General features: G+C 74.5%; 27 protein-coding genes and 1 pseudogene. 21 read left to right on the forward strand and 7 right to left on the reverse strand.

Annotation, left to right across the window (positions count from 1 at the left end; translation table 11 throughout):
- The 3 genes and pseudogenes from AB0G13_RS25830 to AB0G13_RS25840 form a co-directional block, all read right to left on the reverse strand.
- Positions 1-626 (reverse strand): annotated as a pseudogene (locus AB0G13_RS25830) (hypothetical protein); the annotation flags it as partial.
- A gap of 49 nt (positions 627-675) precedes the next feature.
- Positions 676-1,038: a hypothetical protein gene (locus AB0G13_RS25835; protein WP_121401589.1), complete on the reverse strand. Its 363-nt coding sequence runs from the start codon at positions 1,036-1,038 to the stop codon at positions 676-678.
- A 13-nt stretch (positions 1,039-1,051) separates the two neighbouring features.
- Complete coding sequence (locus AB0G13_RS25840; protein WP_121401588.1) at positions 1,052-1,366, reverse strand: hypothetical protein; 315 nt, start codon at positions 1,364-1,366, stop codon at positions 1,052-1,054.
- A 343-nt stretch (positions 1,367-1,709) separates the two neighbouring features.
- On the opposite strand from AB0G13_RS25840, the gene folP reads away from it, so the two are divergent.
- The 7 genes from folP (at position 1,710) to AB0G13_RS25875 (ending at position 6,348) form a co-directional block, all read left to right on the forward strand.
- The gene (gene folP / locus AB0G13_RS25845) at positions 1,710-2,630 is read left to right on the forward strand and encodes a dihydropteroate synthase (RefSeq protein WP_357879171.1); all 921 of its coding nucleotides are present in this window, start codon (positions 1,710-1,712) and stop codon (positions 2,628-2,630) included.
- Complete coding sequence (gene folB, locus AB0G13_RS25850; protein ID WP_357879174.1) at positions 2,627-2,992, forward strand: dihydroneopterin aldolase; 366 nt, start codon at positions 2,627-2,629, stop codon at positions 2,990-2,992. Before folP ends, folB begins: the two co-directional genes overlap by 4 nt.
- Positions 2,989-3,516 (forward strand): 2-amino-4-hydroxy-6-hydroxymethyldihydropteridine diphosphokinase, encoded by a 528-nt coding sequence (folK, locus tag AB0G13_RS25855; protein WP_357879177.1) that lies wholly within the window; start codon positions 2,989-2,991, stop codon positions 3,514-3,516. Before folB ends, folK begins: the two co-directional genes overlap by 4 nt.
- Before the next feature lie 19 nt (positions 3,517-3,535).
- Positions 3,536-4,078, forward strand: a complete 543-nt coding sequence (locus AB0G13_RS25860; protein WP_357879180.1) for a DUF3180 domain-containing protein — start codon at positions 3,536-3,538, stop codon at positions 4,076-4,078.
- 122 nt (positions 4,079-4,200) lie between these two features.
- Entirely contained in the window at positions 4,201-5,421 is a 1,221-nt protein-coding gene (locus AB0G13_RS25865; protein ID WP_357879183.1) for an ABC transporter permease, read from the forward strand.
- A gap of 54 nt (positions 5,422-5,475) precedes the next feature.
- A complete protein-coding gene (locus tag AB0G13_RS25870; protein WP_357879185.1) occupies positions 5,476-5,790 on the forward strand; it encodes a hypothetical protein in 315 nt (104 codons plus the stop codon).
- Positions 5,791-5,850: 60 nt separating this feature from the next.
- The gene (locus tag AB0G13_RS25875; RefSeq protein ID WP_357879188.1) at positions 5,851-6,348 is read left to right on the forward strand and encodes a hypothetical protein; all 498 of its coding nucleotides are present in this window, start codon (positions 5,851-5,853) and stop codon (positions 6,346-6,348) included.
- An 11-nt stretch (positions 6,349-6,359) separates the two neighbouring features.
- On the opposite strand, the gene AB0G13_RS25880 is transcribed toward AB0G13_RS25875, so the two are convergent.
- Entirely contained in the window at positions 6,360-7,361 is a 1,002-nt protein-coding gene (locus AB0G13_RS25880; RefSeq protein ID WP_357879191.1) for an ATP-binding cassette domain-containing protein, read from the reverse strand.
- A gap of 2 nt (positions 7,362-7,363) precedes the next feature.
- Between AB0G13_RS25880 and AB0G13_RS25885 the strand changes: the two genes are divergently transcribed.
- From AB0G13_RS25885 to AB0G13_RS25900, 4 genes are all read left to right on the forward strand, one after another.
- The gene (locus AB0G13_RS25885) at positions 7,364-8,047 is read left to right on the forward strand and encodes an ABC transporter permease (RefSeq protein ID WP_357879194.1); all 684 of its coding nucleotides are present in this window, start codon (positions 7,364-7,366) and stop codon (positions 8,045-8,047) included.
- Between the two features lie 114 nt (positions 8,048-8,161).
- Entirely contained in the window at positions 8,162-8,884 is a 723-nt protein-coding gene (locus AB0G13_RS25890) for an ABC transporter permease subunit (protein WP_357879198.1), read from the forward strand.
- Between the two features lie 303 nt (positions 8,885-9,187).
- A complete protein-coding gene (locus AB0G13_RS25895; protein WP_357879202.1) occupies positions 9,188-10,192 on the forward strand; it encodes a glycine betaine ABC transporter substrate-binding protein in 1,005 nt (334 codons plus the stop codon).
- 168 nt (positions 10,193-10,360) lie between these two features.
- Positions 10,361-12,079 carry a hypothetical protein gene (locus AB0G13_RS25900; RefSeq protein ID WP_357879205.1) on the forward strand — a complete coding sequence of 573 codons (1,719 nt, stop codon included), beginning with the start codon at positions 10,361-10,363 and terminating at the stop codon, positions 12,077-12,079.
- A gap of 180 nt (positions 12,080-12,259) precedes the next feature.
- On the opposite strand, the gene AB0G13_RS25905 is transcribed toward AB0G13_RS25900, so the two are convergent.
- Positions 12,260-13,429 carry an NADH-quinone oxidoreductase subunit D gene (locus tag AB0G13_RS25905; RefSeq protein ID WP_357879208.1) on the reverse strand — a complete coding sequence of 390 codons (1,170 nt, stop codon included), beginning with the start codon at positions 13,427-13,429 and terminating at the stop codon, positions 12,260-12,262.
- Complete coding sequence (locus tag AB0G13_RS25910; protein ID WP_357879211.1) at positions 13,426-14,529, reverse strand: SAM-dependent methyltransferase; 1,104 nt, start codon at positions 14,527-14,529, stop codon at positions 13,426-13,428. The genes AB0G13_RS25905 and AB0G13_RS25910 overlap by 4 nt, the downstream gene beginning before the upstream one ends.
- A 194-nt stretch (positions 14,530-14,723) precedes the next feature.
- On the opposite strand from AB0G13_RS25910, the gene AB0G13_RS25915 reads away from it, so the two are divergent.
- The 7 genes from AB0G13_RS25915 (at position 14,724) to AB0G13_RS25945 (ending at position 21,649) form a co-directional block, all read left to right on the forward strand.
- Positions 14,724-15,677, forward strand: coding sequence for a Rossmann-like and DUF2520 domain-containing protein (locus AB0G13_RS25915; RefSeq protein ID WP_357879214.1), 954 nt, complete (start codon positions 14,724-14,726; stop codon positions 15,675-15,677).
- 29 nt (positions 15,678-15,706) lie between these two features.
- Entirely contained in the window at positions 15,707-16,555 is an 849-nt protein-coding gene (gene panC, locus AB0G13_RS25920) for a pantoate--beta-alanine ligase (RefSeq protein WP_357879217.1), read from the forward strand.
- Positions 16,556-16,591: 36 nt separating this feature from the next.
- Positions 16,592-17,017 carry an aspartate 1-decarboxylase gene (gene panD / locus AB0G13_RS25925; protein WP_357879220.1) on the forward strand — a complete coding sequence of 142 codons (426 nt, stop codon included), beginning with the start codon at positions 16,592-16,594 and terminating at the stop codon, positions 17,015-17,017.
- Between the two features lie 190 nt (positions 17,018-17,207).
- Positions 17,208-18,101: a septum formation family protein gene (locus AB0G13_RS25930; RefSeq protein ID WP_357879223.1), complete on the forward strand. Its 894-nt coding sequence runs from the start codon at positions 17,208-17,210 to the stop codon at positions 18,099-18,101.
- A gap of 169 nt (positions 18,102-18,270) precedes the next feature.
- Positions 18,271-19,965, forward strand: a complete 1,695-nt coding sequence (locus tag AB0G13_RS25935) for an L-aspartate oxidase (protein WP_357879227.1) — start codon at positions 18,271-18,273, stop codon at positions 19,963-19,965.
- Positions 19,962-20,858: a carboxylating nicotinate-nucleotide diphosphorylase gene (nadC, locus tag AB0G13_RS25940; protein WP_357879230.1), complete on the forward strand. Its 897-nt coding sequence runs from the start codon at positions 19,962-19,964 to the stop codon at positions 20,856-20,858. The genes AB0G13_RS25935 and nadC overlap by 4 nt, the downstream gene beginning before the upstream one ends.
- 32 nt (positions 20,859-20,890) lie before the next feature.
- Positions 20,891-21,649 (forward strand): type III pantothenate kinase, encoded by a 759-nt coding sequence (locus tag AB0G13_RS25945; protein WP_357879233.1) that lies wholly within the window; start codon positions 20,891-20,893, stop codon positions 21,647-21,649.
- Positions 21,650-21,684: 35 nt separating this feature from the next.
- Here the strand turns inward: AB0G13_RS25945 and AB0G13_RS25950 are convergent, their stop codons facing one another.
- On the reverse strand, positions 21,685-21,828 hold the full coding sequence (locus AB0G13_RS25950) for a hypothetical protein (RefSeq protein ID WP_357879236.1): 144 nt from the start codon (positions 21,826-21,828) through the stop codon (positions 21,685-21,687).
- A gap of 91 nt (positions 21,829-21,919) precedes the next feature.
- Here AB0G13_RS25950 and lysS point away from each other — a divergent pair, with 91 nt between their 5' ends.
- The 3 genes from lysS to AB0G13_RS25965 all read left to right on the forward strand — a co-directional run bounded on the left by lysS (position 21,920) and on the right by AB0G13_RS25965 (position 26,882).
- Positions 21,920-23,428, forward strand: a complete 1,509-nt coding sequence (gene lysS / locus AB0G13_RS25955) for a lysine--tRNA ligase (protein ID WP_357879239.1) — start codon at positions 21,920-21,922, stop codon at positions 23,426-23,428.
- Between the two features lie 109 nt (positions 23,429-23,537).
- Positions 23,538-23,888 carry an Lsr2 family protein gene (locus AB0G13_RS25960; protein WP_357094775.1) on the forward strand — a complete coding sequence of 117 codons (351 nt, stop codon included), beginning with the start codon at positions 23,538-23,540 and terminating at the stop codon, positions 23,886-23,888.
- Between the two features lie 462 nt (positions 23,889-24,350).
- Positions 24,351-26,882, forward strand: coding sequence for an ATP-dependent Clp protease ATP-binding subunit (locus tag AB0G13_RS25965; RefSeq protein WP_357879243.1), 2,532 nt, complete (start codon positions 24,351-24,353; stop codon positions 26,880-26,882).
- The last annotated feature ends 118 nt before the right edge of the window (positions 26,883-27,000 follow it).

Raw genomic sequence — 27,000 nt, forward strand, 5'->3', positions numbered from 1 at the left:
GGGTGGGACGACGGCGGTGCCGCCGCGGCGGGCGGCGCGTCCTCCGCCGGCGGGCGGAGCGTGGGCAGCCGGTCCCCGTGCTGGTGCGGCACCCGGGACCTGGCCGGCCGGGCGGGCGGCTCGTAGGCGCCGGCCGGGAGCTGGTCGACGGCCGGTGCCACGCCGGGAGGCGTCCGGTGGGCCGCGGCGGCGGGGTGGATCGCCTCGACCTCGTGGCCGGCCTGGGCGGGCGGCGGCGGGGGGGCGGGCGCCGGCGGGAGCGCCGCCGGGGCCGGTGCGGCGGCCGGCTGCTGTCCGATGGCGGGGTGCTCCCGTCCGGTGGCCCGCTGCGACGGCGTCGCCGGCCGGGGGCGCGTGCCGCCGAACAGGTCGAGGAAGGGTGAGTCGATGTCGGCGCTGTCGCCGGTGCCGGCGGGTTGCGGCTCGGCCGGCGGCATCCGGCGTGGGGCCGGACGGGGCGCCTGGAAGACGCCCACGCCACCGTGCCCGGGGGTGGTCACCAGGGCCGGGTCGAGGGCGACCTCGTCCGCCTCGGGATTGTCCGGGTAGTCGAACGACCGCGCACGGTTACCGTGCGGGACGGCCGGGTGCCCTGCCGGGGAACCCGGCGTGGAACTGCGATTCATGCGACCGCCTCATCCGCGTCGTTCGACTGCCTGGTCGGGGTGCGACCGGTCATGCCAGTTCCTCCCGGATCCTGATCCGACTGCCGACCAGGCGGGGGTCCCGCTGCTCCGCGGCCGGCTCCCGGGTCCGCCGCCAGTCGGTCAGCGCGGTGCGGATCACCATGCGCGCGGGCCGGTCCGGGTCGACGTACCGGAAGATGAACGAGGTGCTCACGATGGCGAGCGCGATCTCCCAGGCGGGGAAGAGCTCGACCTGGAACGTGAACAGCCAGTGGATGAACATGTAGAGGGGGACGAGCAGCATGAACAGCCCGTACTGGGCGTACGGCAGGTGGACGGGAAGGGTGTAGCCGGGCGGCCCGAGGTAGACCAGGCGAGCCCGGTAGATGTCGTCGTCGGTGCGCAGCCGCATCTCGTGCCCGCGCCTATTCGAAGATCAGGTCGATCAGGTAGTCGCCGATGAAGAAGAGTGTGGCGGCTCCGGCGATGAAGGCGAGCCCGACGATCGCGATCGCCGAGCTGGTGAGGACCTTGGAGATCTCACCCCGGCTGGCCCGCCCGATGAAGATGACGCCCAGCACGGCCAGCAGGATCGGTGCGATCTTGCTGGCGAAGAAGGTGACGACACCCTCGGTGTCGATGCCCTTGGGCGCGGGCTCGGCGAGTGGAGTCGACGCCAGGGCGGAGAGCGTGTGGGCGGCGGCGGACGTTGCCGTCTCCATCAGCTCGATGGCGATCACTGGAACCTCCCCAAGTCGCGGCCGGCGGCGCCGCGGTGGTGCAGTAGGCATGCCTGGCGGGAACGGTGCTCCCTGTGCGCAGCGTCGGCGACCCTGCGTTCGTTACCCACCACGGAGGGTGGTGAGCTTTGGGCGGATTTTCCCGCTTCGGCCCTCCCTCCAGGCTTCGCCATCTCGATGCCGGGCAATTCCAAAGCGTACGGGCACCCACTGTTTGCGACAAGCCGCGAAGAGTCTGCCCGATCCGACCCGGACGACCGATCGTACACCCGTTCGAATGCGCATGTCACCGCCCTCGACCCGGCCCGCTCGGGGCGCACCGGTCGACCGGTACCGTCTAGCCGTGACCGATCTGGTACGGGCCTCGACCCCGGTGGTGATGGGCGTCCTCAACGTCACGCCCGACTCCTTCTCCGACGGCGGACGGTACGCCGACCTCGATGCCGCCGTCGGACACGGCGTGCGGCTGCGGGCCGACGGCGCCCACCTGGTGGACGTCGGTGGCGAGTCCACCCGGCCCGGCTCCGACCGCGTCGACGCGGAGACCGAGACGGCCCGGGTGGTGAGCGTGATCCGGGAGTTGACCGCGGCCGGCGTGCCGATCAGCATCGACACCACCCGCGCACGAGTCGCCGAGGCGGCCCTCGCCGCCGGCGCGGCCGTGGTCAACGACGTCTCCGGCGGCCTCGCCGACCCCGACATGGCCCGGGTGGTCCGGGACGCCGGCTGCCCCTGGGTGCTCATGCACTGGCGGGGCCACTCCCGCGAGATGGGGGAGCTGGCCCGCTACGCCGACGTGGTCGCCGACGTGCGCGCCGAGCTGGGCCGCCGCGTCGACGAGGCGCTGCGGGCCGGGGTCGCCGCCGACCGCATCGTCGTCGACCCGGGGCTGGGCTTCGCCAAGACCGCCGCGCACAACTGGGAACTGAGTCGGCACCTGTCCGAGCTGCTGGACCTCGGCTTCCCGCTGCTCTTCGCGTCCAGCCGCAAGTCGTACCTGGGGCGGCTGCTGGCCGGCCCCGACGGCACCCCCCGCCCCACGGACGGCCGCGACGTGGCCACCGTCGCCACCAGCCTGCTCGCGGTGGCGGCCGGCGCCTGGGGCGTACGCGTGCACGACGTCCGCGCCACCGTGGACGCCCTCGCCGTCTGGCAGGCCACCGGCGCGCCCCGCCTGGCACCCGCGTCCACCGGCGGGGTCCGCCCGGCCCACGCCGGGGCCGGCCGGGCGGACCGCGCCGCCGACCACGGAGGAGACCGATGACCGACCGGATCCAGCTGACCGGCCTGCGGGCGCACGGCCGGCACGGGGTGTACGACTTCGAACGCGCCCAGGGGCAGGACTTCGTCGTCGACGCCGTCCTGGAGCTGGACCTCGCCCCGGCGGCCCGCTCCGACGAGGTGGGCGACACCGTCCACTACGGCGAACTGGCCGAGCGGCTGGTCGCGGTGGTGACCGGCGAGCCGGTCAACCTGATCGAGACGCTCGCCGACCGGCTGCTGGCCGTCTGCCTGGCCGACCCCCGGGTCGAGGCCGCCACGATCACCGTGCACAAGCCGGAGGCGCCCGTCCCGCACGCCTTCACCGACGTGGCCGTCACGATGACGCGGCGGCGGGACCGGTGACCCGCGCCGTCCTCTCCCTGGGCAGCAACCTCGGCGACCGGCTGGCCCACCTGCGCTCGGCCGTCTCGGCGTTCGGCGACAGCGTGCTCCTGGTCTCCGGGGTCTACGAGACTCCACCGTGGGGGGACGCGGACCAGCCCGCCTACCTGAACGCCGTGCTGCTCGCCGAGGACCCGGCCGCGACCCCGTACGACTGGCTGGAGCGGGCCCGGGCGGCCGAGCGCGCCGCCGGGCGGACCCGCGACCCGCAGCGGCGTTTCGGGCCGCGCACCCTGGACGTGGACGTCATCGCCGTGTGGACCGACGGCGACGAGCCGGTGCTCAGCGACGACCCCGAGCTGACCCTGCCGCACCCCCGGGCCCACCTGCGGGCCTTCGTGCTGCGGCCGTGGATCGACCTCCAGCCGTACGGGCGGCTGCCCGGCCACGGCTGGCTGACCGACCTGCTCAACAACGGTCCGGCGGCCGACGACGCGCTGGATCTGCGCCCCCGGCCGGATCTGGCGATAGAGTCGACCGCATGACCCAGTGGAGCCGGCCGGCATGACGCAGGCACGATCCCCACGACCGGGCGGGACGAGCCCCGAGCGGTCCCGGATGGGCCCGACCCGGATCTCCACCCTGGTGGTGGCCGGTCTCGGCGCCGCCGCGCTGGCCTGGCTGCTGATCAGCACCCTCTACTACGACTACCTGCCGGACCTGCCCTGGCTGCCCGTGGTCACGCTCGCCGCGCTGGCCGTGCTGGAGGCGTACGCCGCGGTCAACACCCGGGGGCGCATCGAGCGCCGGCCGGGCCGCGACCCGGTCAACCCGCTGCTGGTGGCCCGGTTCGTGGTGCTGGCCAAGGCGTCCGCGCTGGCCGGCGCGATCTTCGCCGGGTTCTACGCCGGGCTGACCGGTTGGCTCTTCGTGGAGCGCACCGACGCCGCGATGGACGACCGGCCGATCGCCGGCGCCGGCCTGCTCGCCGGGCTGGCGCTGGTGGCGGCGGCGCTCTGGCTGGAGCGCTCCTGCCGGGTTCCCGAGCAGGAGGACGACGAGGACCGCGAGCCCGGCGGCCGGGAGGGCCGCCCCGGCCCGCGCTGATCCCGGGGGGTTACGCCCGGCCTTCCACGCGGGTACGGTGCCTGCGACCGGAGAGCAACGCCGCCCCGGTCCGCCCGCGCGTCGGACCTGGCTGGACGGGCGGCCACGTGGGAGGCGGCGTCATGCGGTACGACGAACCGGGGCGTGAGCCGCCCCCCGAGCCCTCGTCCGGCATCCCCGCCTCGGTCCTGGAGAACGTCTTCGACGACCCCGCGCACGGCGAACCCGGCCGCGACCGGTTCGCCGTGCACGTCGTCTGGGAGCTGCTGCTCCTGGCCGGGCTGGGCGTCCTGGCGTACCTGCTCTGGCGGGAGGAGCCGGCCGCGCTGCGCGGCGACGGGCTGCGGTCCCTGCTCCTCGACGCGGTCGTGCTCGGGCTGCTGGCGCTGGCCGCCGGACTGACCCTGCGTACCGCCGCGGTGAACCTGGCCGTCGGCCCGGTGGCGGTCGCCGCCGCGCTGCACGTCGCCGAGCAGGGCGACCGGGGCGCCGAGGCCGCCGCCGGACCGGCCCTGGCGGTCGCCGCGCTGGGCGGGCTCGCCCTGGCGCTGGTCGTGGTGGTGCTGCACGTGCCCGGCTGGGCCGCGTCCCTCGCCGGCGCGGCCGCAGTGATCGTGTACGTCGAACAGCGCTCCGCGGCGGTCCTGCCGCAGGGTGACTACGACCCGGAGCGCGGTGCCCTGCACCTCTTCGTCGGGTTCGCGGCCGTCGCGGTGCTCGGCGGCCTGTTCGGTTCGGTGCGTGCCGTCCGCCGGGTGGTCGGCCGGTTCCGCCCGGTCGTGGATCCGGCCCGCCGCCGGGGCGCGGTGGCGGCGGCGGTCACCTCCGGCGCGCTCGTCGGCTCCACGGTGCTGGCCGCGCTGGCCGGCATGCTCACCGCCAGCCGGGACATCGCCCCGGTTGCGCCGGACCCCGGGCTGGACTGGACGGTGCTCGCGGTCGGCCTGGCGCTGCTCGCCGGCACCAGCGCCTACGGCCGGCGGGGCGGGGTCTTCGGCACCCTGCTGGCGGTCTGCCTGGTCACGGTCTTCCTCGCGTACGCGCAGGCGCGGGGCTGGACGGTGAGCCGGTGGGCGGTCGGCGCGGTGGCGATCGGCGTCGGGCTGCTCGTCACCCGGCTGGTCGAGGCGTACGGGCGGCCGGCGACCGGCGCGGCGGCGGAGCCGGTCCCCGCCGGGGACGGCCGGATCGGCGCGGGCTGGACGGCGCCCCCCGCGGACCCGGAGCCGGTCGGCGACTGGCCGCCGGCCGTGCCGAGGCGGTCCCCCGAGAGTCCGGTGGGCCCCTGGAGCGACCCCGGCTGGGAGACCGGTCCGCGCCGGTGGGACGCCGGCGAGCGGTGAGCCGGTGCCGCGTCCACCGGTCCGGGAGTGATCTCGCCGGTTAGGCTCGGCGGCATGACCGACACACCATCGACCTCCGCCGGCCCGTCGTTCGAGGAACTCGACGCGCTGTCCACTGAGGAGCTGCGGGAGCGGGCGTTCGCGGTCGCCCGGGAGCGCCGCGACGTGCGCTTCTTCTGGTCCGTGCTGCGGCACCTGCCGAACGCGGACGAGGCCGCCGCCCTCGACGGCGCCCCCAACTCGGTCGGGCCGACGATCGACGAGGCCGCGGCGCTGTGGCGGGAGCTGACCGGGCACGGCTACGAGGAGTCGGCGCCGCTGCTGCGGGCCGCGTTCATCGACTACCTGATGAAGCACCCGCGAGGGTGACGGAGACCGACGGCCCCGGGCAGGTTTGCCCCCTGCGGTCCGCCGGGAACTGATCCGATCATGGCGCTCACCAACCCGTCACGCACCGGCGGTCGCTACGGGACGGCGGCGGGCACGGGCGCGCTCGCGGCGCTCCTCCTGGTCGCGGTCTGCGGCAGCCCGGCGTACGTGGGCTGGGCCGCCGGCACCGACCCGAACTCCGCCGGCGGCTGGTACCTGCAACTGCTCTCCTGGCCGGCGTGGCACTTCAACGGTGACGGGGCGGCCGGCAACCTGCTCGTGGCGAACCTGCGGGCCGTCCTGCTGGTCATCCTCGCGGCGCTCTTCCTCTACCTGCTGCCCACCTCGCAGGTGGCCCGGGTGCAGGGGTCGGGGACGCAGTTCTTCTCCGGCTGGGCGGCGTACGTCCTCGCCAGCGGCTTCGCCTCGCTGCTCGCTGCCTTCCTCGGCCCGGAACCGTCGCTGCTCACGGCGATCCAGGCGGGCGGCACCGGCGCGACCTACGGCTTCCTCTCCGGTTGGATCATCGGCACGGCCAGCCTCGGCGGTCGCGCCTGACCCGGCCGCCCTCACCGCTCGGGCGTGCCCAGTTCGAGCAGCCGCGCCCGGCTGAGCACGCCGATCGGCCGCCCTCCGTCGGTCACCACGACCCGGTCCGCTGACGAGGTCAGCAGCACCCCCAGCGCGTCGTACGCCGAGCCGCCGACCGGCATCGTCGGCAGCTCGGCCACCCCGGTCTCCGGCAGCGGTTCGACGGCCTCGCCGGTGACCGGGGTGACCGCCAGCCGGCGGATGCCCCGGTCCGCGCCCACGAACTCCCGGACGAAGGGCGTGGCGGGCGCGCCGAGCACGGCGGCCGGCGTGTCGTACTGCTCCAGGCGCCCGCCCTCGGAGAGCACCGCGATCCGGTCGCCCAGCCGGACCGCCTCGTCCAGGTCGTGGGTGACCAGGACGATGGTCTTGCGCACCTCGGCCTGCAACCGGAGGAACTCCTCCTGCAACCGGGTCCGCACGATCGGGTCGACGGCCGAGAACGGCTCGTCCATCAGCAGCACCACCGGGTCGGCGGCGAGGGCCCGGGCCACCCCGACCCGCTGCCGCTGCCCGCCCGAGAGCTCGTGCGGGTAGCGGCGGCCGAACGTGGCCGGGTCGAGCCCGACCAGCTCCAGCAGCTCGTCGGCCCGGCGGCGGCTGCGCTGGCGGGGCCAGCCGAGCAGCCGGGGCACGGTGGCGACGTTGGCGCTGACCGTCTGGTGCGGAAAGAGCCCGACGTTCTGGATCACGTAGCCGATCCGGCGGCGCAGCCGGACCGGGTCGACCCGGGTGACGTCCTCGCCGCCGAGCAGGATCCGGCCGCCGGTCGGCTCGATGAGGCGGTTGACCATCCGGAGCACCGTGGACTTGCCGCAGCCCGACGGTCCGATCAGCACCGTCAGCTCCCCGGCCCGGATGTCCAGGCTCAGCTCGCGTACGGCCTCGGTGCCGTCCGGGTAGCGCTTGCGGATGCCCTCCAGGGCGATCGACGCCGCGCGCGGCTCGGCGGGGGCGGTGCCCTCCGGGGTAACGTCCACACATGTCCTTCCGCCTGAGCTACCGGGCCGACCCGGGTAACCCGTGGTTCTCCTGGCAGTACGTGCGGGACAACTCTGACACGATCCTCGCCGCGTTGCGTGAGCACGCCTCGCTGACCGCCCGGGCGGTGCTGATCGCCGCCCTGATCGCGCTGCCGCTGGCGGTGGCCGCGTACTGGTACCGCTCGCTCGCCGGGCCGGTCCTGGCCCTCACCGGGGTGCTCTACACGGTGCCGTCGCTGGCGCTCTTCGCGTTCGTCGCCCCCTACCTGGGCATCGGCGCGGTGACCGCGCTCAGTGTGGTGGTCCTCTACGCGCTGCTGGTGATCGTCCGCAACGCCGTCGCCGGGCTCAACCAGGTGCCCCCCGAGGTCCGCGAGGCGGCCGAGGGGATGGGGTACGGCCGCTGGGGCCGGCTGTTCCGGGTCGAGCTGCCGCTGGCCCTGCCGGGCATCCTCACCGGGCTGCGGCTGGCCACCGTCTCCACCGTGGCCCTGGTGACCGTGGGCGTGGTGATCGGGCGCGGCGGTCTCGGGCAGCTGATCTTCGCCGGCTTCCAGAACAACTTCTACAAGGCGCAGATCATGACGGGAACGCTGCTCTGCGTCCTGCTCGCCCTGGTGCTCGACCTGGTCCTGGCCGGCGCGGGCCGGCTGCTGACCCCCTGGCTGAAGCGGGCCCGGTGAGCGCGAGGAACGCAGCGGAGCGGAGTCCCGCAGTCGCGAACGGAGGGTGGGCTCGGTGAGCGCGAGGAACGCAGCGCAGCGGAGTCCCGCAGTCGCGAACGGAGGGTGGGCCCGGTGAATCCGGTCGAGGCGGCGCTGGTCTGGCTCAACGACCCGCTGAACTGGACGAATCCGGGCGGCATCCTGGACCGGCTGGGCGAGCACCTGTCGATGTCGGCGGCGGCGGTGGCGCTCGGCTGCCTGGTCGCCTGGCCGATCGGGCTCTGGCTCGGGCACACCGGCCGGGGCGGCGGCCTGGTGGTGCTGGTGTCCAACGTGTCGCTCGCCGTCCCCACGCTCGCCCTGCTCACCATCCTGCCGCTGACCTTCCTCGGCTTCGGCCGGCCGTCGGTGGTGGTCGCGCTGGCCGTCTTCGCGGTGCCGCCGCTGCTGGCGAACGCGTACACGGGGGTGCGGCAGGCCGATCCGGAGGCCCGGGACGCGGCGCGCGGGATGGGCTTCTCCGGGTGGCAGCTGCTGCGCCGGGTCGAGCTGCCGCTGGCGGTGCCCTACCTGGCGGCCGGGTTCCGCACGGCGGCGGTGCAGGTGGTGGCGACCGCCGCGCTGGCGTCGTTCGTCAACGGCGGCGGTCTGGGCCAGATCATCCGGGCGGGTTTCGGGCTGGACATCGCCGCCGGTGGCGGCCAGATCATCGCCGGTGGCGTGCTGGTGGCCGGGCTCGCCATCCTGCTGGAACTCGTGCTGGCCCTGGTCGAGCGGCTGGTCACGCCCCGCCCGCTGCGGGCCGGCAGCCGTCGGGCGCGTCGCCGGGCGGCGCAGGCGGTGGCCGGCGGCTGAGCGTCGTCCGCCCACCCGCACGCCGCGCTCCACCGGTGCGCGCGGACGGGGGAGCCCGGCTCGCTTCTCCGCGCGCACCGGTCGGGCGCCGGGTCGGAGCGCCTGCCCGCCGAGGCACGCGGTGACGATCCGGTGACAAACTCGCTCCCGGGTTGTCGGTCCCGCGTGGAAGATGTTGGGTGGGAGACCGGGCGGCCCCAGGGGAGTCGCCCGTGGGGCACAGCGGGCGGCCGGACCAAGATCGCCCGTCGGACACGCGGCCGGCCCGGCAGGGCCGCGCCGGGACACGGAAGGCGGGCACTGATGCGCGCACGTACACGTCTGGCCGTCGGTGCGGTGGGAGCCCTCGCCGCGGCGGGGCTGCTGACCGGATGCGGCGACGCCGGCTCCTCCGGCACGGACGCCCCGGAGCAGGCGGCCTCGGGGGCCGGCTGCGCGCCGGTCGCGGGTGACCAGCTCGTCGTCCTCGACGACGACAAGAAGCTCCAGAACACCGACAACGTCATCCCGGCGGTCAACGCCGACGCGGCCGACCCGCAGCTGATCGCGGCGCTGGACAAGGTCTCGGCCGCGCTCGACACGCCGAAGCTGATCCAGCTCAACAAGGCCGTCGACGTCGACCGCAAGACGGCGCAGAAGGCGGCCGAGGAGTTCGCGGCGGCCAACGACGTCACCGCGGGCATCGCCAAGGGGCCCGGCGGGCAGATCGTGATCGGCGCGGCCAACTTCACCGAGAACCAGATCCTGGCCGAGCTCTACAAGATCGCCCTGACCGCCGCCGGCTACGACGCCAAGGTGCAGCAGATCGGCAACCGCGAGCTCTACGAGCCGGCCCTGGAGAAGGGCGAGATCCAGGTGATCCCGGAGTACGCGGCGACCATGGCCGAGTTCCTGAACACCAAGGCCAACGGCAAGGACGCCCAGCCGGTGTCCTCGCCGGAGCTGGACAAGACCGTCACGGCGCTCAAGGCGGCCGGCGACAAGGTGGGCCTCGTCTTCGGCACACCGGCGGCGGCGCAGGACCAGAACGCCTTCGCCGTGACCAAGGCGTTCGCCGACAAGTACGGCGTCAGCACGCTCTCCGAGCTGGCCGCCAAGTGCTCGGGCCAGGCCACGGTGCTGGCCGGGCCGCCGGAGTGCCCGCAGCGACCGAAGTGCCAGGCGGGGCTCGTCCAGGTCTACGACTTCAAGGCCGGCTCGTTCAGCTCGCTGGACCAGGGCGGCCCGCAGACCAAGAACGCGCTGAAGACCGGGGCCGCGAGCGTGGGCCTGGTGTTCTCCTCGGACGGCGCACTGGCCGTCGGCTGACCCCCGGCCGGCCGCCGGTGGCTCCGTGCCGCCGGCGGCCGACGGGCGGGCCGACGTCGAGCCGCGCAGCCGGTCGGTCGCCGCCGACGGGGGCGATCGGCGGCGAAGATGTCGGATGCCCTGTTCACCCTTTCCCAGGCGCGGCAGGTCTCGGTAGGCTGCGGACCCATGCCAGCCCCGGTCGCCCTCGCCGACAAGCGCATTCCGTCGATGCTCACCGTATTCTTCTGGGCCGGTGTCGCCTTGGCGCCGGTGGCGGCGTTGATCCTGCTCGTCGCCGACGGCAACGGTCCGCTGCGCTTCGCCGCCGTGCTCGCCATCCTGGCCGTCGTCCTGATCGGCCTGTCGATCGCGTTGCGCCCCGACGGCGCGGGCCCGGCCCGGACCGAGGAGCTGCTGGACGAGATCGAGCAGCTCCGCCGCGAGTTGCGCGGGGAGATCGTGGCCGCCGCCCAGCGCGGCAACCAGGCACTCGACCAGGCCCAGCGGGCCCAGGATGAGGTCACCGCGCTGCGTCGGCGGCTGGACGCCAGCAGCGCCGCGCTGGCCGGGGTCGACGCTCCGGCCAATGCCGGCCGGGCCCGGGCGTCTGTGGACGACGCGGTCGCCGGCCGGGAGCGGGTGCCGGAGCAGGCCGACGCGGTGCCCCGCCGGGGGCGCGCCGACCGGGACGACGAGGAGCCCGCCCGCAGGCCGCAGCCGGCTCCACGGGCCGAGCGGTCGGCGCCCGGCCCGGTCGGCGGGTACGGCGCGGACGAGCCGGCCCCGGGAACGGCTGGCGGGTACGGCGCGGACCGGCCGGCCGCCGGCGCAACTGCCGGTGTGTACGGGGCGGCCCGGCCGGCGGAGCCGGGGAGCCAGCCCGCGGCCCGCCCGCTCGGGGTGGTACGGCACACCGAGACCGTGCACGTGACCACGCGGCACACCATCGTGGACGGCGCCGCGTCCGTTCCCGGCGACCGGGGCACCCGGTACGGCGGCGGGTACGCGGGACGCTGGTCGCCGGCGCAGGAGGAGCAGCCCTGGTCGGGCGAGCCGGACGACCGCTCCTGGCCGGGCCACGGGCACGACGACCCGGACGACCGGTCCCGCCACGACGACCGGTCCCGCCACGACCGGTCACGTCGGGACGACCGGTCACGTGGGGACGACGACGGGTCGCGGCCGGGCCCCGGGGCCGCCCGGGACGACCGGCTCCGGCCGGACCAGCCCGGCGAGCGGGAGTGGTCCGCCCAGCCCGGCGAGCGGGAGTGGTCCGCCCGGCGCGGCGAGCGGGAGTGGCCGGGTCGGCCCGACGAGCGCGGACAGCAGTGGGACGACCCGGGTCCGGGCGGCGCGGGCGCACCGGGCTGGGGGGCGCCGGCCGAACCGCCCGCGCGCGGCCGGCCGTACCCGCCCGACGAGGCGGGGGCGGAGGGCGGGGAGTACTGGTCGCAGCTGCGCGCCGGGGACCGGTGGGCCGCCGTGCGGGACGACGACCGGGGCCGGGAGCTGCGGGTCGGGGAGCGGCGCGCCGAGGTGCACGCGGACGCCACCGGCACCGAGTACCGGGTCGCGGACCGCTGGGCGGCGGTCCGGCGGGAGGAGCCGCGCCGGGGCCCGGAGCGGGCCGACGACGGGTGGCGCGGCGGCTGGTCGGAGCCGGACGGCGCCCCGGCCCTGCCGGCCGGCGGGGTGCCGGTGCCCGACGAGTGGCGTCCGCCCCGCCAGCGGGGACACCAGCCCGAAGCGCGGCACGACGTCCGCGAGCCCGAGGCGCACCACTCCCGTCGGGCGGAGCCGGGGCCGGAGCGGCCCGGCCGGCGGCAGGAGGAGCGCTACGGCTACCCGCCGCAGGACGACGTGCCCCGCGCGGGCGGTGCCCGAAACGCCGACCGCTGGCGCTGACCCCGACCGCACGCCGCGACCGGCCACCCGGACCGAAGCCGCGACCGGGAGCCGCGACCAGGAGCCGCGACCGGGAACGCGACCGGGAACGCGACCGGCCACCCGGACCGGAGCCGAGAACGGGAGCCGAGAGCGGGAGCCGCGACTGGAGGCCGAGAGCCGGAGCCGCGGCCGGGCGGGTCACTTGTCGATGTCGCCGACCACGAAGAACATCGAGCCGAGGATGGCGATCAGGTCCGGCACCAGGCAGCCGGGGAGCAGGGTGGCCAGCGCCTGCACGTTCGCGTACGACGCGGTGCGCAGCTTCAGCCGCCACGGCGTCTTCTCGCCCCGGGAGACCAGGTAGTAGCCGTTGATGCCGAGCGGGTTCTCGGTCCAGGCGTAGGTGTGCCCCTCGGGGGCCTTGAGCACCTTCGGCAGCCGGGTGTTGACCGGCCCGGTGAGCCGGTCCACCCGGTCCAGGCACTGCTCGGCGAGGTCGAGCGAGGCGTACACCTGGTCGAGCAGCACCTCGAAGCGGGCGTGGCAGTCCCCGGCGGTCTTCGTGACCACGGGCACGTCCAGCTGGTCGTAGGCCAGGTAGGGCTCGTCGCGGCGCAGGTCGAGGTCGAGGCCGGAGGCGCGGGCGACGGGCCCGGACGCGCCGAACGCGGCGGCGTCCGCGGCGGAGAGCACCCCGACGCCGACCGTACGGGCCAGGAAGATGTCGTTGCGCCGGATGAGGTTGTCCAGGTCCGGCATCCGCCGGCGTACCTCGGCGATGGCGGCCCGCGCCCGGCCGGTCCAGCCGGAGGGCACCTCCTCCTTGAGCCCGCCCACCCGGTTGAACATGTAGTGGATCCGGCCGCCGGAGACCTCCTCCATCACCGCCTGGATGGTCTCCCGCTCGCGGAAGGCGTAGAACATCGGCGTGATCGCGCCGATCTCCAGCGGGTAGGAGCCGAGGAACATCAGGTGGTTGAGCACCCGGTTCAGCTCGGCCAGCGCCATCCGCAGCCAGGTGGCCCGCTCCGGCACCTCCATGCCCATCAGTCGTTCCACGGCGAGTACCACGCCCAGCTCGTTGGAGAACGCCGAGAGCCAGTCGTGCCGGTTGGCCAGCACGATGATCTGCCGGTAGTCGCGGACCTCGAACAGCTTCTCCGCGCCCCGGTGCATGTAGCCGACGATCGGCTCGCAGGCCACCACCCGCTCGCCGTCGAGCACCAGCCTGAGCCGGAGCACGCCGTGCGTGGAGGGGTGCTGCGGCCCGATGTTGAGCACCATGTCGGTGCCGAGCTGCTCCCCGCCGGCCCCGGTGCCGACGGTCAGCTCGCGGAGGTCGCCGGCGTCCGTGGTCATGCCCGTCATCGTGCCATGAACGACGCGGGGTCGACGCCGACCGGTTGCCGCAGCCACCAGTGCCCGCCCAACCCGGCCGGGTCGGTCAACTCGGCCACCGCCGACGCTGCGGCGAGCGCCCGCACGTATCCGGCCGGGTCGCCGGTGGCCAGGCTCAGCGGCGGTCGCCCGCCGTCGGCCCCGAGCGCCCGCAGCGCCTCCCGCTGCGACACCAGGTCGTACGCGCACCCGGCAACCGTGGCGCCGGCGGAGGCGACCGAGTCGACGGCGACGTGCGCGGTGACGTCGCGGCTCCCGTCCGGCACCGGCGGCACCTGCCGCCCGCCCCGGTACCCGGTCAACGTTCCGTCCACGGGTCGGCCGTCCCGCAGGTGCCCGTAGTCGACGGCCAGCGCCAGCCCCCGGTCCACCCTGCGGACCGCCTCGGCCCAGGCGTCGTCGCGCGTCCGGCCGATCTCGGCGCGCGCGCCGACCGGGTGCCGCGACCCCGGTCCGGTCGGGGCGGTCTCGTCGGCTCCGGCCGCTGACGCCGGCCACCACCGTTCGAGCCAGTCGGCGTCGGCGGGGCCGACGGGGTCACCGACGGTCTCCTCTCCGGTGGCCGGGTCGACCAGCAGGTACCGCCAGCCGTCCCCGGCGCGCGACGCCACGTCGAGCGGCACGTTGTCCAGCCACTCGGTGGCCACCAGCAGCCCGGTGAGCCCGGAGGGGATCTCGTCCACCCACCCGATCCGCTCGGGGAGGCCGTCGGGCCGGGCCGCCTTCTCGACGGCGGTGAGGCGTACCCGGGAGGCGAGCGGGACCGGCGCGGAGGGTGAGGCGGCGGCGGACGGCGACCCGGCGCGGGCCGACGGGCGGGAAGCGCCCAGCGCGGCGGAGAGGGCGCGCAGCAGCTCGCCCCGGCCCGCCCCCACGTCGACGACGGAGAGGACGCAGGGGTGGCCGAGGGCGGCGTCGACCTGCTCGACGAGCCGCAGCAGCGCGGCGGCGAACGCCGGCGACGCGTGCACGCTGGTGCGGAAGTGGGCGGCCGGCCCCGACCCGGAGACGAAGAAGCCGCCCGGTCCGTAGAGCGCCCGTCGCATCGCGTCCCGCCAGCGGATCGACATCAGTCCGTTCCTCGTTCGGCGTGCGTCACCGTGCCGACCCTACGCAGCCGGTCGGCGAGGCCGCTCGTCCCGCCCCGGCTGAGTGGGGGGCGGAGCCATCGGTGAACGTTTTCACACATCCTTGTCCCGCTTCCGTCACCCCGGCGCATACTTGCGATCGACCGGTACCCCTTCTCGAGGACTGGATCGTCGCCATGAGCGCACCCCTGCGCCCGCGCCCGGCCGCCCCCCACGGGGCCGCCGTCCCGCCGGCCGCCACTCCCCGTTTCCTGACCGTCGGCGTCGTCGGCTCCGGCCGCGTCGGTGCCGTGCTGGGCGCCGCACTCGTCGCCGCCGGCCACCGGGTCGTCGCCGCCACGGCCGGTTCCGGCGCCTCCCGGGCCCGGGCGGCGCTGCTGCTGCCCGGCGTGCCCCGCCGCTCCGCCGCCGCCGTGGCGCGGGCGGCCACCGACCTGCTGCTGATCGCCGTGCCCGACGACGCGCTCGCCGGGGTGGTCGCCGCCCTGGCCGACGGTGGCGCGCTGCGCCCCGGCCAGGTGGTCGCGCACACCTCCGGCGCGCACGGGCTGGCCGTGCTCGCCCCCGCCGCCGCGGCGGGCGCCCGTCCGCTGGCGCTGCATCCCGCGATGACCTTCACCGGTACGCCGGACGACCTCGCCCGGCTGGCCGGCATCTCGTACGGGGTGACCGCCCCGGCGGAGCTGCGCCCCCTGGCCGCCCGGCTGGTCGCCGACCTCGGCGGGGTGCCGGAGTGGGTCGGCGAGGCGGACCGGCCGCTCTACCATGCGGCGCTGGCGCACGGCGCCAACCACCTGGTGACCCTGGTCAACGAGGCGGCCGACCGGCTGCGCGACGCCGGGGTGGCCCAGCCGGAGAAGGTGCTCGCCCCGCTGCTGCGGGCCGCCCTGGAGAACGCGCTGCGCCTCGGCGATGACGCGCTGACCGGGCCGGTGTCCCGGGGCGACGCCGGCACGGTCGAGCGGCACCTGGTCCGGCTCGCCGCGACCGCCCCCGAGTCGGTCGCGCCCTACCTGGCCCTGGCCCGGCGTACGGCCGACCGGGCCATCGCCGCGGGCCGGCTGCGGCCGGTCGACGCGGAGTCGCTGCTCGGCGTGCTCGCCGGCGACCGACGGGAGGTGGCGGCGTGAACGGGCCGACTGTGGACGGAGGGGACCGCGTGACGGAACTGGTGCACGGCCGCGCCGAGCTGGCCGCGGCGCGGGACGGGCTGAAGGGCACCGTCGGCGTCGTGATGACGATGGGTGCGCTGCACTCCGGGCACGAGACGCTGCTGCGGGCGGCCCGGGAGCGGGCCGACCACGTGATCGTCACGATCTTCGTCAACCCGCTGCAGTTCGGGCCGACCGAGGATTTCGACCGCTACCCGCGCACCCTCGACGCCGACCTGGAGATCTGCCGGCGGGCCGGCGCGGACGTGGTCTTCGCCCCCGCGGTGACGGACATGTACCCGGACGGCGAGCCCCGGGTCCGGGTGAACCCCGGCCCGCTCGGGGAGGACCTGGAGGGGCAGAGCCGCCCCGGGTTCTTCCACGGGGTGCTCACCGTGGTGCTGAAGCTGCTCCAGCTCACCCGCCCCGACCTGGCGTTCTTCGGCGAGAAGGACTACCAGCAGCTGACCCTGGTGCGGCGGATGGCCCGGGATCTCGACGTGCCGGTCGAGGTGGTCGGCGTGCCCACCGTGCGGGAGCCGGACGGGCTGGCCCTGTCCAGCCGCAACCGCTACCTCTCCCCGGCCGAGCGGCAGGCCGCGCTGAGCCTGTCGGCGGCGTTGCGGGCCGGGGCCGGGGCCGCCGACGAGGGCGGTGACACGGGGGCGGTGCTCGCCGCCGCGCACGCGGCCTTCGGTGCCGGTACGCCCGGCGCCCGCCTCGACTACCTGGTGCTCACCGACCCGGACCTGGAGCCGGGGCCGGTCTCCGGGCCGGCGCGGCTGCTCGTCGCCGCCTGGGTGGGTGCCACCCGGCTGATCGACAACGCGGCGATCCGGCTCGCCCCCCGTTCCTGAACCCCACCCCCGCCACCTTCCGCGAAAGGCACCCCGATGCTGCGCACCATGCTCAAGTCGAAGATCCACCGGGCCACGGTGACCCAGGCCGACCTGCACTACGTCGGCTCGGTGACCGTCGACGAGGACCTGCTCGACGCCGCCGACCTGATCCCGGGCGAGCAGGTGGCGATCGTGGACATCACCAACGGGGCGCGGCTGGAGACCTACGTGATCCCGGGCGAGCGGGGCAGCGGCGTGATCGGCATCAACGGCGCCGCCGCCCACCTGGTGCACCCGGGCGACCTGGTCATCCTCATCTCGTACGGGCAGATGGACGACGCCGAGGCCCGGGCGTACCGGCCGCGGGTCGTGCACGTCGACGCCGACAACCGGGTCGTCGAGCTGAACACCGACCCGACGACCGCCGCCCCCGGCACCGCCGGCGCCCCGATCCCCAACCCCCTCGCCGCCGCCGTCTGACCCGCCCTCCCTCGCTCGATCCCGCGCCTTCGGGCCGGGTCGGGTGACTCGTTGTCGCTTTCGTCCGGACTGTGACTGCGAGTGCGCGGGAGCGCTGGCAGGTGGGCGCATGTGCGGTCTGTCACCGGCCGGTCGTCTCTGGGTAGTCTGGTTGCCCGTCGACAGACGCGGGTGGCTGGGGGAGGCCGCGATGCGCCGTTCGATGACCACCCTGCTCGCGGCCGTGGCCGCGGCCCTTCTCCTGGCGGGGTGCGCCGACTCCGGCGGGCTGGACGGTGACCTGGTCGACGACTGGGCGGCCCCGCCCGCGCCCGGGCCCTTCGTTCCGGCCGCCGGGGTGTGCCAGGTCGCCGACTTCGCCGACGTGGTGACCCTGGCGGCGTACGCGCCGGTGGACTGCGCCGCGCCGCACCGGGTCGAGACCGTGCACGTGGGCGCCTTTCCGGCCGCGCGGCCCGCCCCGCCGCCGGGCGGCTCGGCCGAGCTGCGCGGCGCCTTCGCCGACTGCGACAGCCGGGCGACCGGTCACGTGGGTGCCGACTGGCGGGCGGGGCGGCTCCGGCTGGCGGTGGCGGTGCCGTCCGGGCCGGGCTGGGCGGCCGGCGCCCGCTGGTACCGGTGCGACCTGACCGAGGTGAGCAGCGCCGAGGCCGCCGCCACGGTGGTGGTCCGCACCGGCAGCCTCCGCGACGCGCTGCGAGGGCCGTCCCCGCTGCGCCTGGGCTGTCAGCAGGCCCGCTCCCAGGGCGGGTCGGTGCGGACGCTGCTCCCGGTCGACTGCGCCACCAGGCACGACGCCGAGTTCGTCGGGGTGTGGCGGGCACCCGACCGCCCCTACCCGACCCGGGCCGCCGACTGGGCCCCGCTGTACGCCGGCTGCCGCTCGGTGCTCGGCCGCTACGTGGGCGTGCCCGACGACGCCGACCTGCGCTTCCGTAGCGGCGTGGTGGTCCGCCCGCCCGGGGCGGGCCGGTGGCGCGTCGGTGATCGGGGCGTGCGCTGCTACCTCTGGCTCGACCACCGTACGGTGACCGGCTCGCTGCGGGGCGCGGGCCCGGCGGCCCTCCCGGTCCGCACGAGGTAGCGCCGAGCGGGGCCGGGCCGACGCGCCGGTTCGGGCAGCGGACCACGCGGGCGCCCCGCCGTGGGTGACGTCGGCCGGCGCGCCCTGGGTCGGGTCCGGACCCGATGGCCCAAACCACTCGTCCCGCCCCCGCCGCCCCGCGCGAAGGCCCTTCGGGTTGACTGTGGGCATGGACCTTCCGACGGTCGACCTGCCGGCCCTGCCCCGCCTACTGGCCGCCCCCGCGCCCGGCTGGGTGGAGACCACCGACGTGATCGTGGTCGGCTCCGGGGTGGCCGGCCTGACCGCCGCGCTGCACCTGCGCGAGGCGGGGCTGCACGTCACCGTGGTCACCAAGGTCAACATCGACGAGGGGTCGACCCGCTGGGCGCAGGGCGGCATCGCCGCCGTGCTCGACCCGCGGGACACCCCGACCGCGCACGCCTCGGACACCGAGATCGCCGGCGTCGGGCTCTGCGACCCGGCGGCGGTGCGGGTGCTGGTCGAGGAGGGCCCGACCCGGCTGCGCGAGCTGATGCGGATCGGGGCGGAGTTCGACCGCAACCCGGACGGCTCGCTGATGCTCACCCGGGAGGGCGGCCACCGGGCCGACCGGATCGTGCACGCCGGCGGCGACGCCACCGGGGCCGAGGTCCAGCGCGCGCTGCACGCCGCCGTGCGCCGCGACCCCTGGATCCGGCTGGTCGAGCACGCCCTGGTGCTCGATCTGCTGCGCGCCCCCGGGGACGGCCCGGACGGGCTCGGCCCGGCCTGCGGCATCACCCTGCACGTGCTCGGCGAGGGCAGCGAGGACGGCGTGGGCGCGATCCTGGCCCGGGCGGTCGTGCTGGCCACCGGCGGGATGGGCCAGATCTACGCGGCCACCACCAACCCGGCCGTGTCGACCGGGGACGGGGTGGCCCTCGCGCTGCGGGCCGGCGCGGCGGTGACCGACGTGGAGTTCGTCCAGTTCCACCCGACCGCGCTGATCACCCCGGCCGCCGCCGGCGTGCCCGGCGCCGGGCACGCCCAGCAGCCGCTGGTCTCCGAGGCGTTGCGCGGCGAGGGCGCCCACCTGGTGGACGGCGACGGCAAGCGGTTCATGGTCGGGCAGCACGAGCTGGCCGAGCTGGCGCCCCGGGACGTGGTGGCCAAGGGCATCCACCGGGTCCTGCTGGACACCGGGGCGGACCACGTCTTCCTCGACGCCCGGCACCTGGGCGGCGACTTCCTGGCCCGGCGCTTCCCGACCATCGTCGCGTCCTGCCTGGCCATCGGGGTCGACCCGGCGACCGACCTGATCCCGGTCGCCCCGGCGGCGCACTACGCCTCCGGCGGCGTCCGCACCGACCTGCGCGGCCGCACCTCCATCCCCGGGCTGTACGCGTGCGGCGAGGTCGCCTGCACCGGCGTGCACGGCGCGAACCGGCTGGCCAGCAACTCGCTGCTGGAGGGGCTCGTCTTCTCCCGGCGGATCGCCGAGGACATCGCGGCCGGGCTGCCCGAGCAGGCCCAGCCGGCGCCGACCGGCGCCTGGGTGGGGGGCGAGGGCTGGGTGGTGCCGGCCGAGGCGACGCCGACGCTGCAACGGGCGATGACCCGGGGCGCGGGCGTGCTCCGCTCGGCGGACACCCTCGCCGCGACCGCCGGCGTGCTGACCGGGCTCGGCGAGGGCCGGGGCCGGCCCCGGACGGCCGACTGGGAGGCGACGAACCTGATCACCGTGGCGTCGACGCTGGTCGCCGCCGCGTACGCCCGCCGGGAGACCCGGGGCTGCCACTGGCGGGAGGACTTCCCGACGGCCGACGAGCGGTGGCACGGCCACCTGGTCGGCGCGGTCGGGGCGCAGGGCCGGCTGACGCAAGCGTGGGAGGGGACCCGATGACGGAGTCGACGGAACGGGCACTGCGGGAGGCGGGCCTGGACCCGGCGCGGGTGCGGCGGGTGATCTCCGACGCGCTCGCCGAGGACCTGGGGCCGGACTTCCTCGACGTCACCAGCGTCGCCACCATCCCGGCCGGGCAGGCCGACACGGCCGACCTGGTGGCCCGCGCCGACGGCGTGGTGGCCGGGCTGGCCGTGGCGGCGGCCGTGTTCGAGCTGGTCGGCGAGGCGACGGGCGCCGGCCGTACGGTCGAGGTGTCGGTGGTGGCCCACGACGGCGCGCGGGTGGCGCGCGGCGACGTGCTGGCCACGGTGACCGGCCCGACCCGGCTGCTGCTCACCGCCGAGCGGACGGCGCTCAACCTGCTCTGCCGGATGTCCGGGGTGGCCACCCACACCCGGGCCTGGGCGGACGCCCTGGCCGGCACCAAGGCGATGGTGCTGGACACCCGCAAGACCACCCCGGGCCTGCGCGCCCTGGAGAAGTACGCGGTCCGCGCGGGCGGCGGCACGAACAAGCGGATGGGCCTGCACGACGTCGCGATGATCAAGGACAACCACAAGCTGGCGGCGGGCGGCATCACGGCGGCCTTCCGCCGGGTCCGGGAGACCTTCCCGGACGTGCCGGTGCAGGTCGAGGTGGACACCGTCGCCGAGGCGGTGGAGGCGGTCGAGGCCGGGGCGGACTTCCTGCTGCTGGACAACATGACCCCGGAGATGCTCACCGAGGTGGTCGCGTCGGTGGGGGACCGGGCGGAGCTGGAGGCGACCGGCGGGCTGACCCTCGACGTGGCGGCGCGGTACGCGGCGACCGGCGTCGACTTCCTGTCCGTCGGGGCGCTGACGCACTCCTCGCCGATCCTCGACATCGCGATGGACCTGCGCACCGGGTGAACCGGCGGCCGGCCGTTGTCTAGGCTGCGTGCGTGCTGCTCTGCATCGACATCGGAAACACCAACACCGTGCTGGCGACCTTCGACGGCGACAAGCTGGTGCACTCCTGGCGGATCAAGACCGATGCGCGGTCGACGGCCGACGAGCTGGGCCTGAAGTTCCGTGGGCTGCTCGCCGGGGACGCGGTCGAGATCACCGGGGTCGCGGCCTGCTCCACCGTGCCGGCCGCGCTGCGCTCGCTGCGCACCATGCTGTCCCGCTACTACGCGGACCTGCCGAGTGTGATCGTCGAGCCCGGGGTGCGCACCGGGGTGCAGCTCGCCATCGACAACCCGAAGGAGGTGGGCGCCGACCGGGTGGTGAACACCCTGGCCGCGTACACCCTCTACGGCGGGCCGTCGATCGTGGTCGACTTCGGCACCACCACCAACTTCGACGTGATCAGCGGCCGGGGCGAGTTCCTCGGCGGCGCCTTCGCCCCGGGCATCGAGATCTCCTTCGACGCGCTCGCCGCGCGGGCCGCCCAGCTGCGCAAGGTGGAGGCGACCAAACCCCGGTCGGTGATCGGGAAGAACACCGTCGAGTGCCTCCAGTCCGGCCTCTACTTCGGCTTCGCCGGGCAGGTGGACCGCATCGTCGAGCGGATGATCGAGGAACTGGGCGAGGTGAGCGCGGTGATCGCCACCGGCGGGCTGGCCTCGCTGGTGATCAACGAGTGCCGCACGATCACCCACCACGAGCCGATGATCACCCTGATCGGCCTGCGGATGGTCTACGAGCGCAACGTCTGACCCGGCCGTCGCCGGCGCCGGGCGCCGACCGGGCCTCAGCGCCGTCGGGCCCGGCAGACGAGCGTCCGGTACGGCAGCTCGAAGCGCTCCCGCCCGGCCGCCTCGGGACGGCGGGGCCGGAAGCGGGCGTGGTCGCGCGCGGCGGCGCCGAACGAGAGGGCGTGAGTGGGGTCGGTCATGGCCGGCAGGTCATCCCGTAACGCCTCCCGGGGGCCTTGAGTACGCTCGGGGCCTGACCCCGCCCGAAATCTCCTCCTGAGGAAGCGTGCCGTGACCGAGCAGAACCCCGTGCCAGTCGATCCCGCCGACGACCTTCCCGAGCAGATGAAGGTCCGCCGGGAGAAGCGGGACCGGATGCTCGCCGAGGGCGTCGAGCCGTACCCGATCGGATTCCCCCGGACCAGCACCCTGGCCGAGATCCGCGAGAAGTACGCCGAGCTGCCCACCGACACCGCCACGGGCGACCAGGTCTCGGTCACCGGCCGGGTGATCTTCGTCCGCAACACCGGCAAGCTCTGCTTCGCCACCCTGCGGGACGGCGACGGCACGGAGTTGCAGGCCATGCTCTCCCTGGACCGGGTCGGTGCCGACCGGCTGAACGACTGGAAGCGCCTGGTCGACCTCGGCGACCTCGTCGGGGTGACCGGCGAGGTGATCACCAGCCGGCGCGGCGAGCTGTCCGTGCTGGTCGAGCAGTGGGCGGTCACGGCGAAGGCGCTGCGCCCGCTCCCGGTGGCGCACAAGCCGTTGAGCGAGGAGGCGCGGGTCCGGCAGCGCTACGTGGACCTGATCGTCCGCCCGCAGGCCCGGCAGATGGTGCGCACCCGGGCCGCGACCGTCCGCAGCCTGCGCGACGTGCTGCACGGCCGGGGCTTCATCGAGGTGGAGACCCCGATGCTCCAGCTGCTGCACGGCGGCGCGGCGGCCCGGCCATTCGTGACCCACAGCAATGCGCTCAGCACGGATCTGTATCTGCGAATCGCGCCGGAACTGTTTCTCAAGCGGGCCGTCGTCGGCGGCGTCGACCGGGTCTTCGAGATCAACCGCAACTTCCGTAATGAGGGTGTCGACTCTTCGCACTCGCCCGAGTTCGCGATGCTCGAGGCATACGAGGCGTACGGCGACTACGACACCATGGCCGAGCTGACCCGGAATCTGGTGCAGCAGGCGGCGATCGCGGTCAGCGGCTCGACCGTGGTGACGCACGCCGACGGCCGGGAGTTCGATCTGGGCGGCGAGTGGCGCTCGGTGACCCTCTTCGGGGTGCTTTCCGAGGCGCTCGGCGAGGAGGTCACCGTACGCACCGAGCGCGCCCGCCTGGTGGAGTACGCCGACAAGGTGGGTCTGGCGGTCGACCCGAAGTGGGGGCCGGGCAAGCTGGCGGAGGAGCTGTTCGAGGAACTGGTGGTGCCGGGCCTCCAGGCGCCCACCTTCGTCCGCGACTACCCGGAGGAGACCAGCCCGCTGACCCGGGCGCACCGCAGCGAGCCCGGGCTGGCCGAGAAGTGGGACCTCTACGTGCTCGGTTTCGAGCTGGGGACCGCGTACTCCGAGCTGGTGGACCCGGTGGTGCAGCGGGAGCGGCTGGTGGCCCAGGCCCAGCTCGCCGCCCGCGGCGACGACGAGGCCATGCGGCTGGACGAGGACTTCCTCCGGGCGATGGAGTACGGAATGCCGCCCGCCGGGGGTATGGGAATGGGAATCGACCGGCTGTTGATGGCGCTCACCGGCCTGGGAATTCGGGAAACCATCCTCTTCCCCCTGGTTCGCCCGGAGTAGTCGCGCATCTCCACCGGGTCGTTACCGCATCCTATTGACGCGGCAAGCGTCGGGCGGGTTATCGTGCTCTCAGTTTGCAGGAGCACCCTGCTCGAAAGGAATGTGGGACGTGGCCAAGCAGATCATTCATAAGCTGGTCGATGACCTGGACGGCGGGGACGCTGACGAGACGGTCAAGTTCGCGCTCGACGGCGTTCAGTACGAGATCGACCTGTCGAGCTCGAACGCCGAGAAATTGCGCGACGTATTCGCTCAGTACATCGCCCACGGCACCAAGGTGGGCAGGGGCGGCGTCGTCGTCGGCGGCCGGGCCGCGCGCGGTCGGGGTGGCGCCACCGCCGACCGGGAGCAGAACAAGGCGATCCGCGCCTGGGCCAAGAAGGCCGGCAAGGACATCTCCGACCGCGGCCGGATCCCGCAGGAGATCGTCGACGAGTACCACGCGAAGGCCGGTCACTGACCGAGACCGCCGACGGGCGACACCGACGCCGGGCCGGAGCACGACTCCGGGCCGGCGTCGCCGTATCCGCCCGGGACCGCGTCCGAGCGGGAAGAATTCCGTCCCGACGGTCGTTGTCCACAGCCGGTGGAGAGTCCGTCCACAGCCTGTGGACGACTCCCGGACGGCCCGGATCCGGGCCGCGTCGGCACCGGCGCGGCCCGCACGACGGGTCCGCGACCGTGGCCCGAATTTCGCTCTGCGCGTACAGGCGGGGGTACCGGAACACCCCCTGAGCGCGGACGGTTGTGTAAAACGACGCGTACACGGCCTCCGGCGGGGACACACGACCTCAGCGGAGTCGGCTCGCGGCGATAGAGTAAGGAGGCACGGACGGCCGTCCCGGTCGTCCGCGCACCGGCCCCGCCACGACTTCTTGACCATCAAGATCGAGTGCGCACGGCACGTGAGGAGCACGAGGGCATGTTCGAGCGGTTCACCGACCGAGCGCGACGGGTTGTCGTCCTGGCCCAAGAAGAGGCCCGGATGCTCAACCACAACTACATCGGTACGGAACACATCCTGCTGGGCCTGATCCACGAGGGTGAGGGCGTCGCCGCCAAGGCTCTGGAGAGCCTCGGCATCTCCCTGGAGGGTGTGCGACAGCAGGTCGAGGAGATCATCGGCCAGGGCCAGCAGGCGCCGAGCGGGCACATCCCGTTCACGCCGCGGGCCAAGAAGGTGCTGGAGCTGTCGCTGCGCGAGGCGCTGCAGCTCGGCCACAACTACATCGGCACGGAGCACATCCTGCTCGGTCTGATCCGCGAGGGCGAGGGCGTCGCCGCCCAGGTGCTGGTCAAGCTCGGCGCCGACCTCAACCGGGTCCGCCAGCAGGTGATCCAGCTGCTCTCCGGCTACCAGGGCAAGGAGCCGGCCGCGGCGGGCGCCACGCCGGGCGAGGCCGCGCCGTCCACCAGCCTCGTGCTGGACCAGTTCGGCCGCAACCTGACCCAGGCCGCCCGCGAGGGCAAGCTCGACCCGGTCATCGGGCGCGAGAAGGAAATCGAGCGGGTCATGCAGGTGCTCTCCCGCCGCACCAAGAACAACCCGGTCCTGATCGGTGAGCCCGGCGTCGGCAAGACCGCCGTGGTCGAGGGGCTGTCCCAGAAGATCATCAAGGGCGAGGTGCCCGAGACGCTGAAGGACAAGCAGCTCTACACGCTCGACCTCGGCGCCCTGGTCGCCGGTTCCCGCTACCGCGGTGACTTCGAGGAGCGCCTCAAGAAGGTGCTCAAGGAGATCCGCACCCGCGGCGACATCATCCTCTTCATCGACGAGATCCACACGCTGGTCGGCGCGGGCGCCGCCGAGGGCGCGATCGACGCGGCGAGCATCCTCAAGCCGATGCTGGCCCGCGGCGAGCTGCAGACCATCGGCGCGACCACGCTCGACGAATACCGCAAGCACCTGGAGAAGGACGCCGCCCTCGAGCGCCGCTTCCAGCCGATCCAGGTGGGTGAGCCGTCGCTGGCCCACACCATCGAGATCCTCAAGGGCCTGCGCGACCGCTACGAGGCGCACCACCGGGTGAGCATCACCGACGCGGCTCTCGTGGCCGCCGCGACGCTGGCCGACCGGTACATCTCCGACCGCTTCCTGCCGGACAAGGCGATCGACCTCATCGACGAGGCCGGTGCCCGGATGCGGATCCGCCGGATGACCGCGCCGCCAGACCTGCGCGACTTCGACGAGCGCATCGCCCAGGTGCGTCGCGACAAGGAGTCCGCGATCGACGCGCAGGACTTCGAGCGCGCCGCCCAGCTGCGCGACAAGGAGAAGCAGCTCCTCGGCCAGAAGGCGCAGCGGGAGAAGGAGTGGAAGGCCGGTGACCTGGACGTCGTCAGCGAGGTCGACGACGAGCAGATCGCCGAGGTGCTCGGCAACTGGACCGGCATCCCGGTCTACAAGCTGACCGAGGAGGAGACCTCGCGCCTGCTGCGCATGGAGGACGAGCTGCACAAGCGCGTCATCGGCCAGGAGGACGCGGTCAAGGCGGTCTCGAAGGCGATCCGGCGTACCCGGGCCGGCCTGAAGGACCCGAAGCGTCCGTCGGGCTCGTTCATCTTCGCCGGCCCGTCCGGTGTCGGTAAGACCGAGCTCTCCAAGGCGCTGGCCGAGTTCCTGTTCGGCAGCGAGGACGCCCTCATCCAGCTCGACATGTCCGAGTTCCACGACCGCTACACGGTCTCCCGGCTGGTGGGTGCCCCTCCCGGCTACGTCGGCTACGACGAGGGCGGCCAGCTGACCGAGAAGGTGCGGCGCCGGCCGTTCTCGGTGGTCCTCTTCGACGAGATCGAGAAGGCCCACCCGGACGTGTTCAACACGCTGCTCCAGATCCTGGAGGACGGTCGGCTCACCGACGGTCAGGGCCGGATCGTGGACTTCAAGAACACGGTCATCATCCTGACCACCAACCTGGGCACCCGCGACGTCGCCAAGGCGGTCTCGCTCGGTTTCCAGGCGTCGGAGGACTCCGAGTCCAACTACGACCGGATGAAGCAGAAGGTCAACGACGAGCTCAAGCAGCACTTCCGGCCTGAGTTCCTGAACCGGATCGACGACACCATCGTCTTCCACCAGCTGCGCCAGCTGGAGATCCTGTCGATCGTCGACATCATGATCCAGCGGATCGAGGGCCAGCTGCGTAACAAGGACATGGGCCTGGAGCTCACCGACAACGCCAAGAAGTACCTGGCGAAGAAGGGCTTCGACCCGGTGCTCGGTGCGCGTCCGCTGCGTCGCACGATCCAGCGCGACATCGAGGACAACCTGTCCGAGCGGATCCTCTTCAACGAGCTGACCCCCGGTCAGATCGTGGTGGTGGACTGCGAGGGCGACCCGGAGGACATCGACAAGTCCAAGCTCGTATTCAAGGGCGCGGACCGGCCGGCCACCGTGCCGGACGCCGTCCCGGCCGACCTCGGCGGCACCGCCGCCGCAGGCGCGGACGAGTAAGGCAGAACAGCACGAGGGCGGCGGGGCCGGGGGGCCCCGCCACGCAGGCCGCACCGAATACCGTAACATAGCTCAGACACCGCCCCCGAACGGATGCGGCGACACGTCAGCACGGCGG

Source organism: Micromonospora sp. NPDC023633, assembly GCF_040640035.1.
GTDB lineage: Bacteria > Actinomycetota > Actinomycetes > Mycobacteriales > Micromonosporaceae > Micromonospora.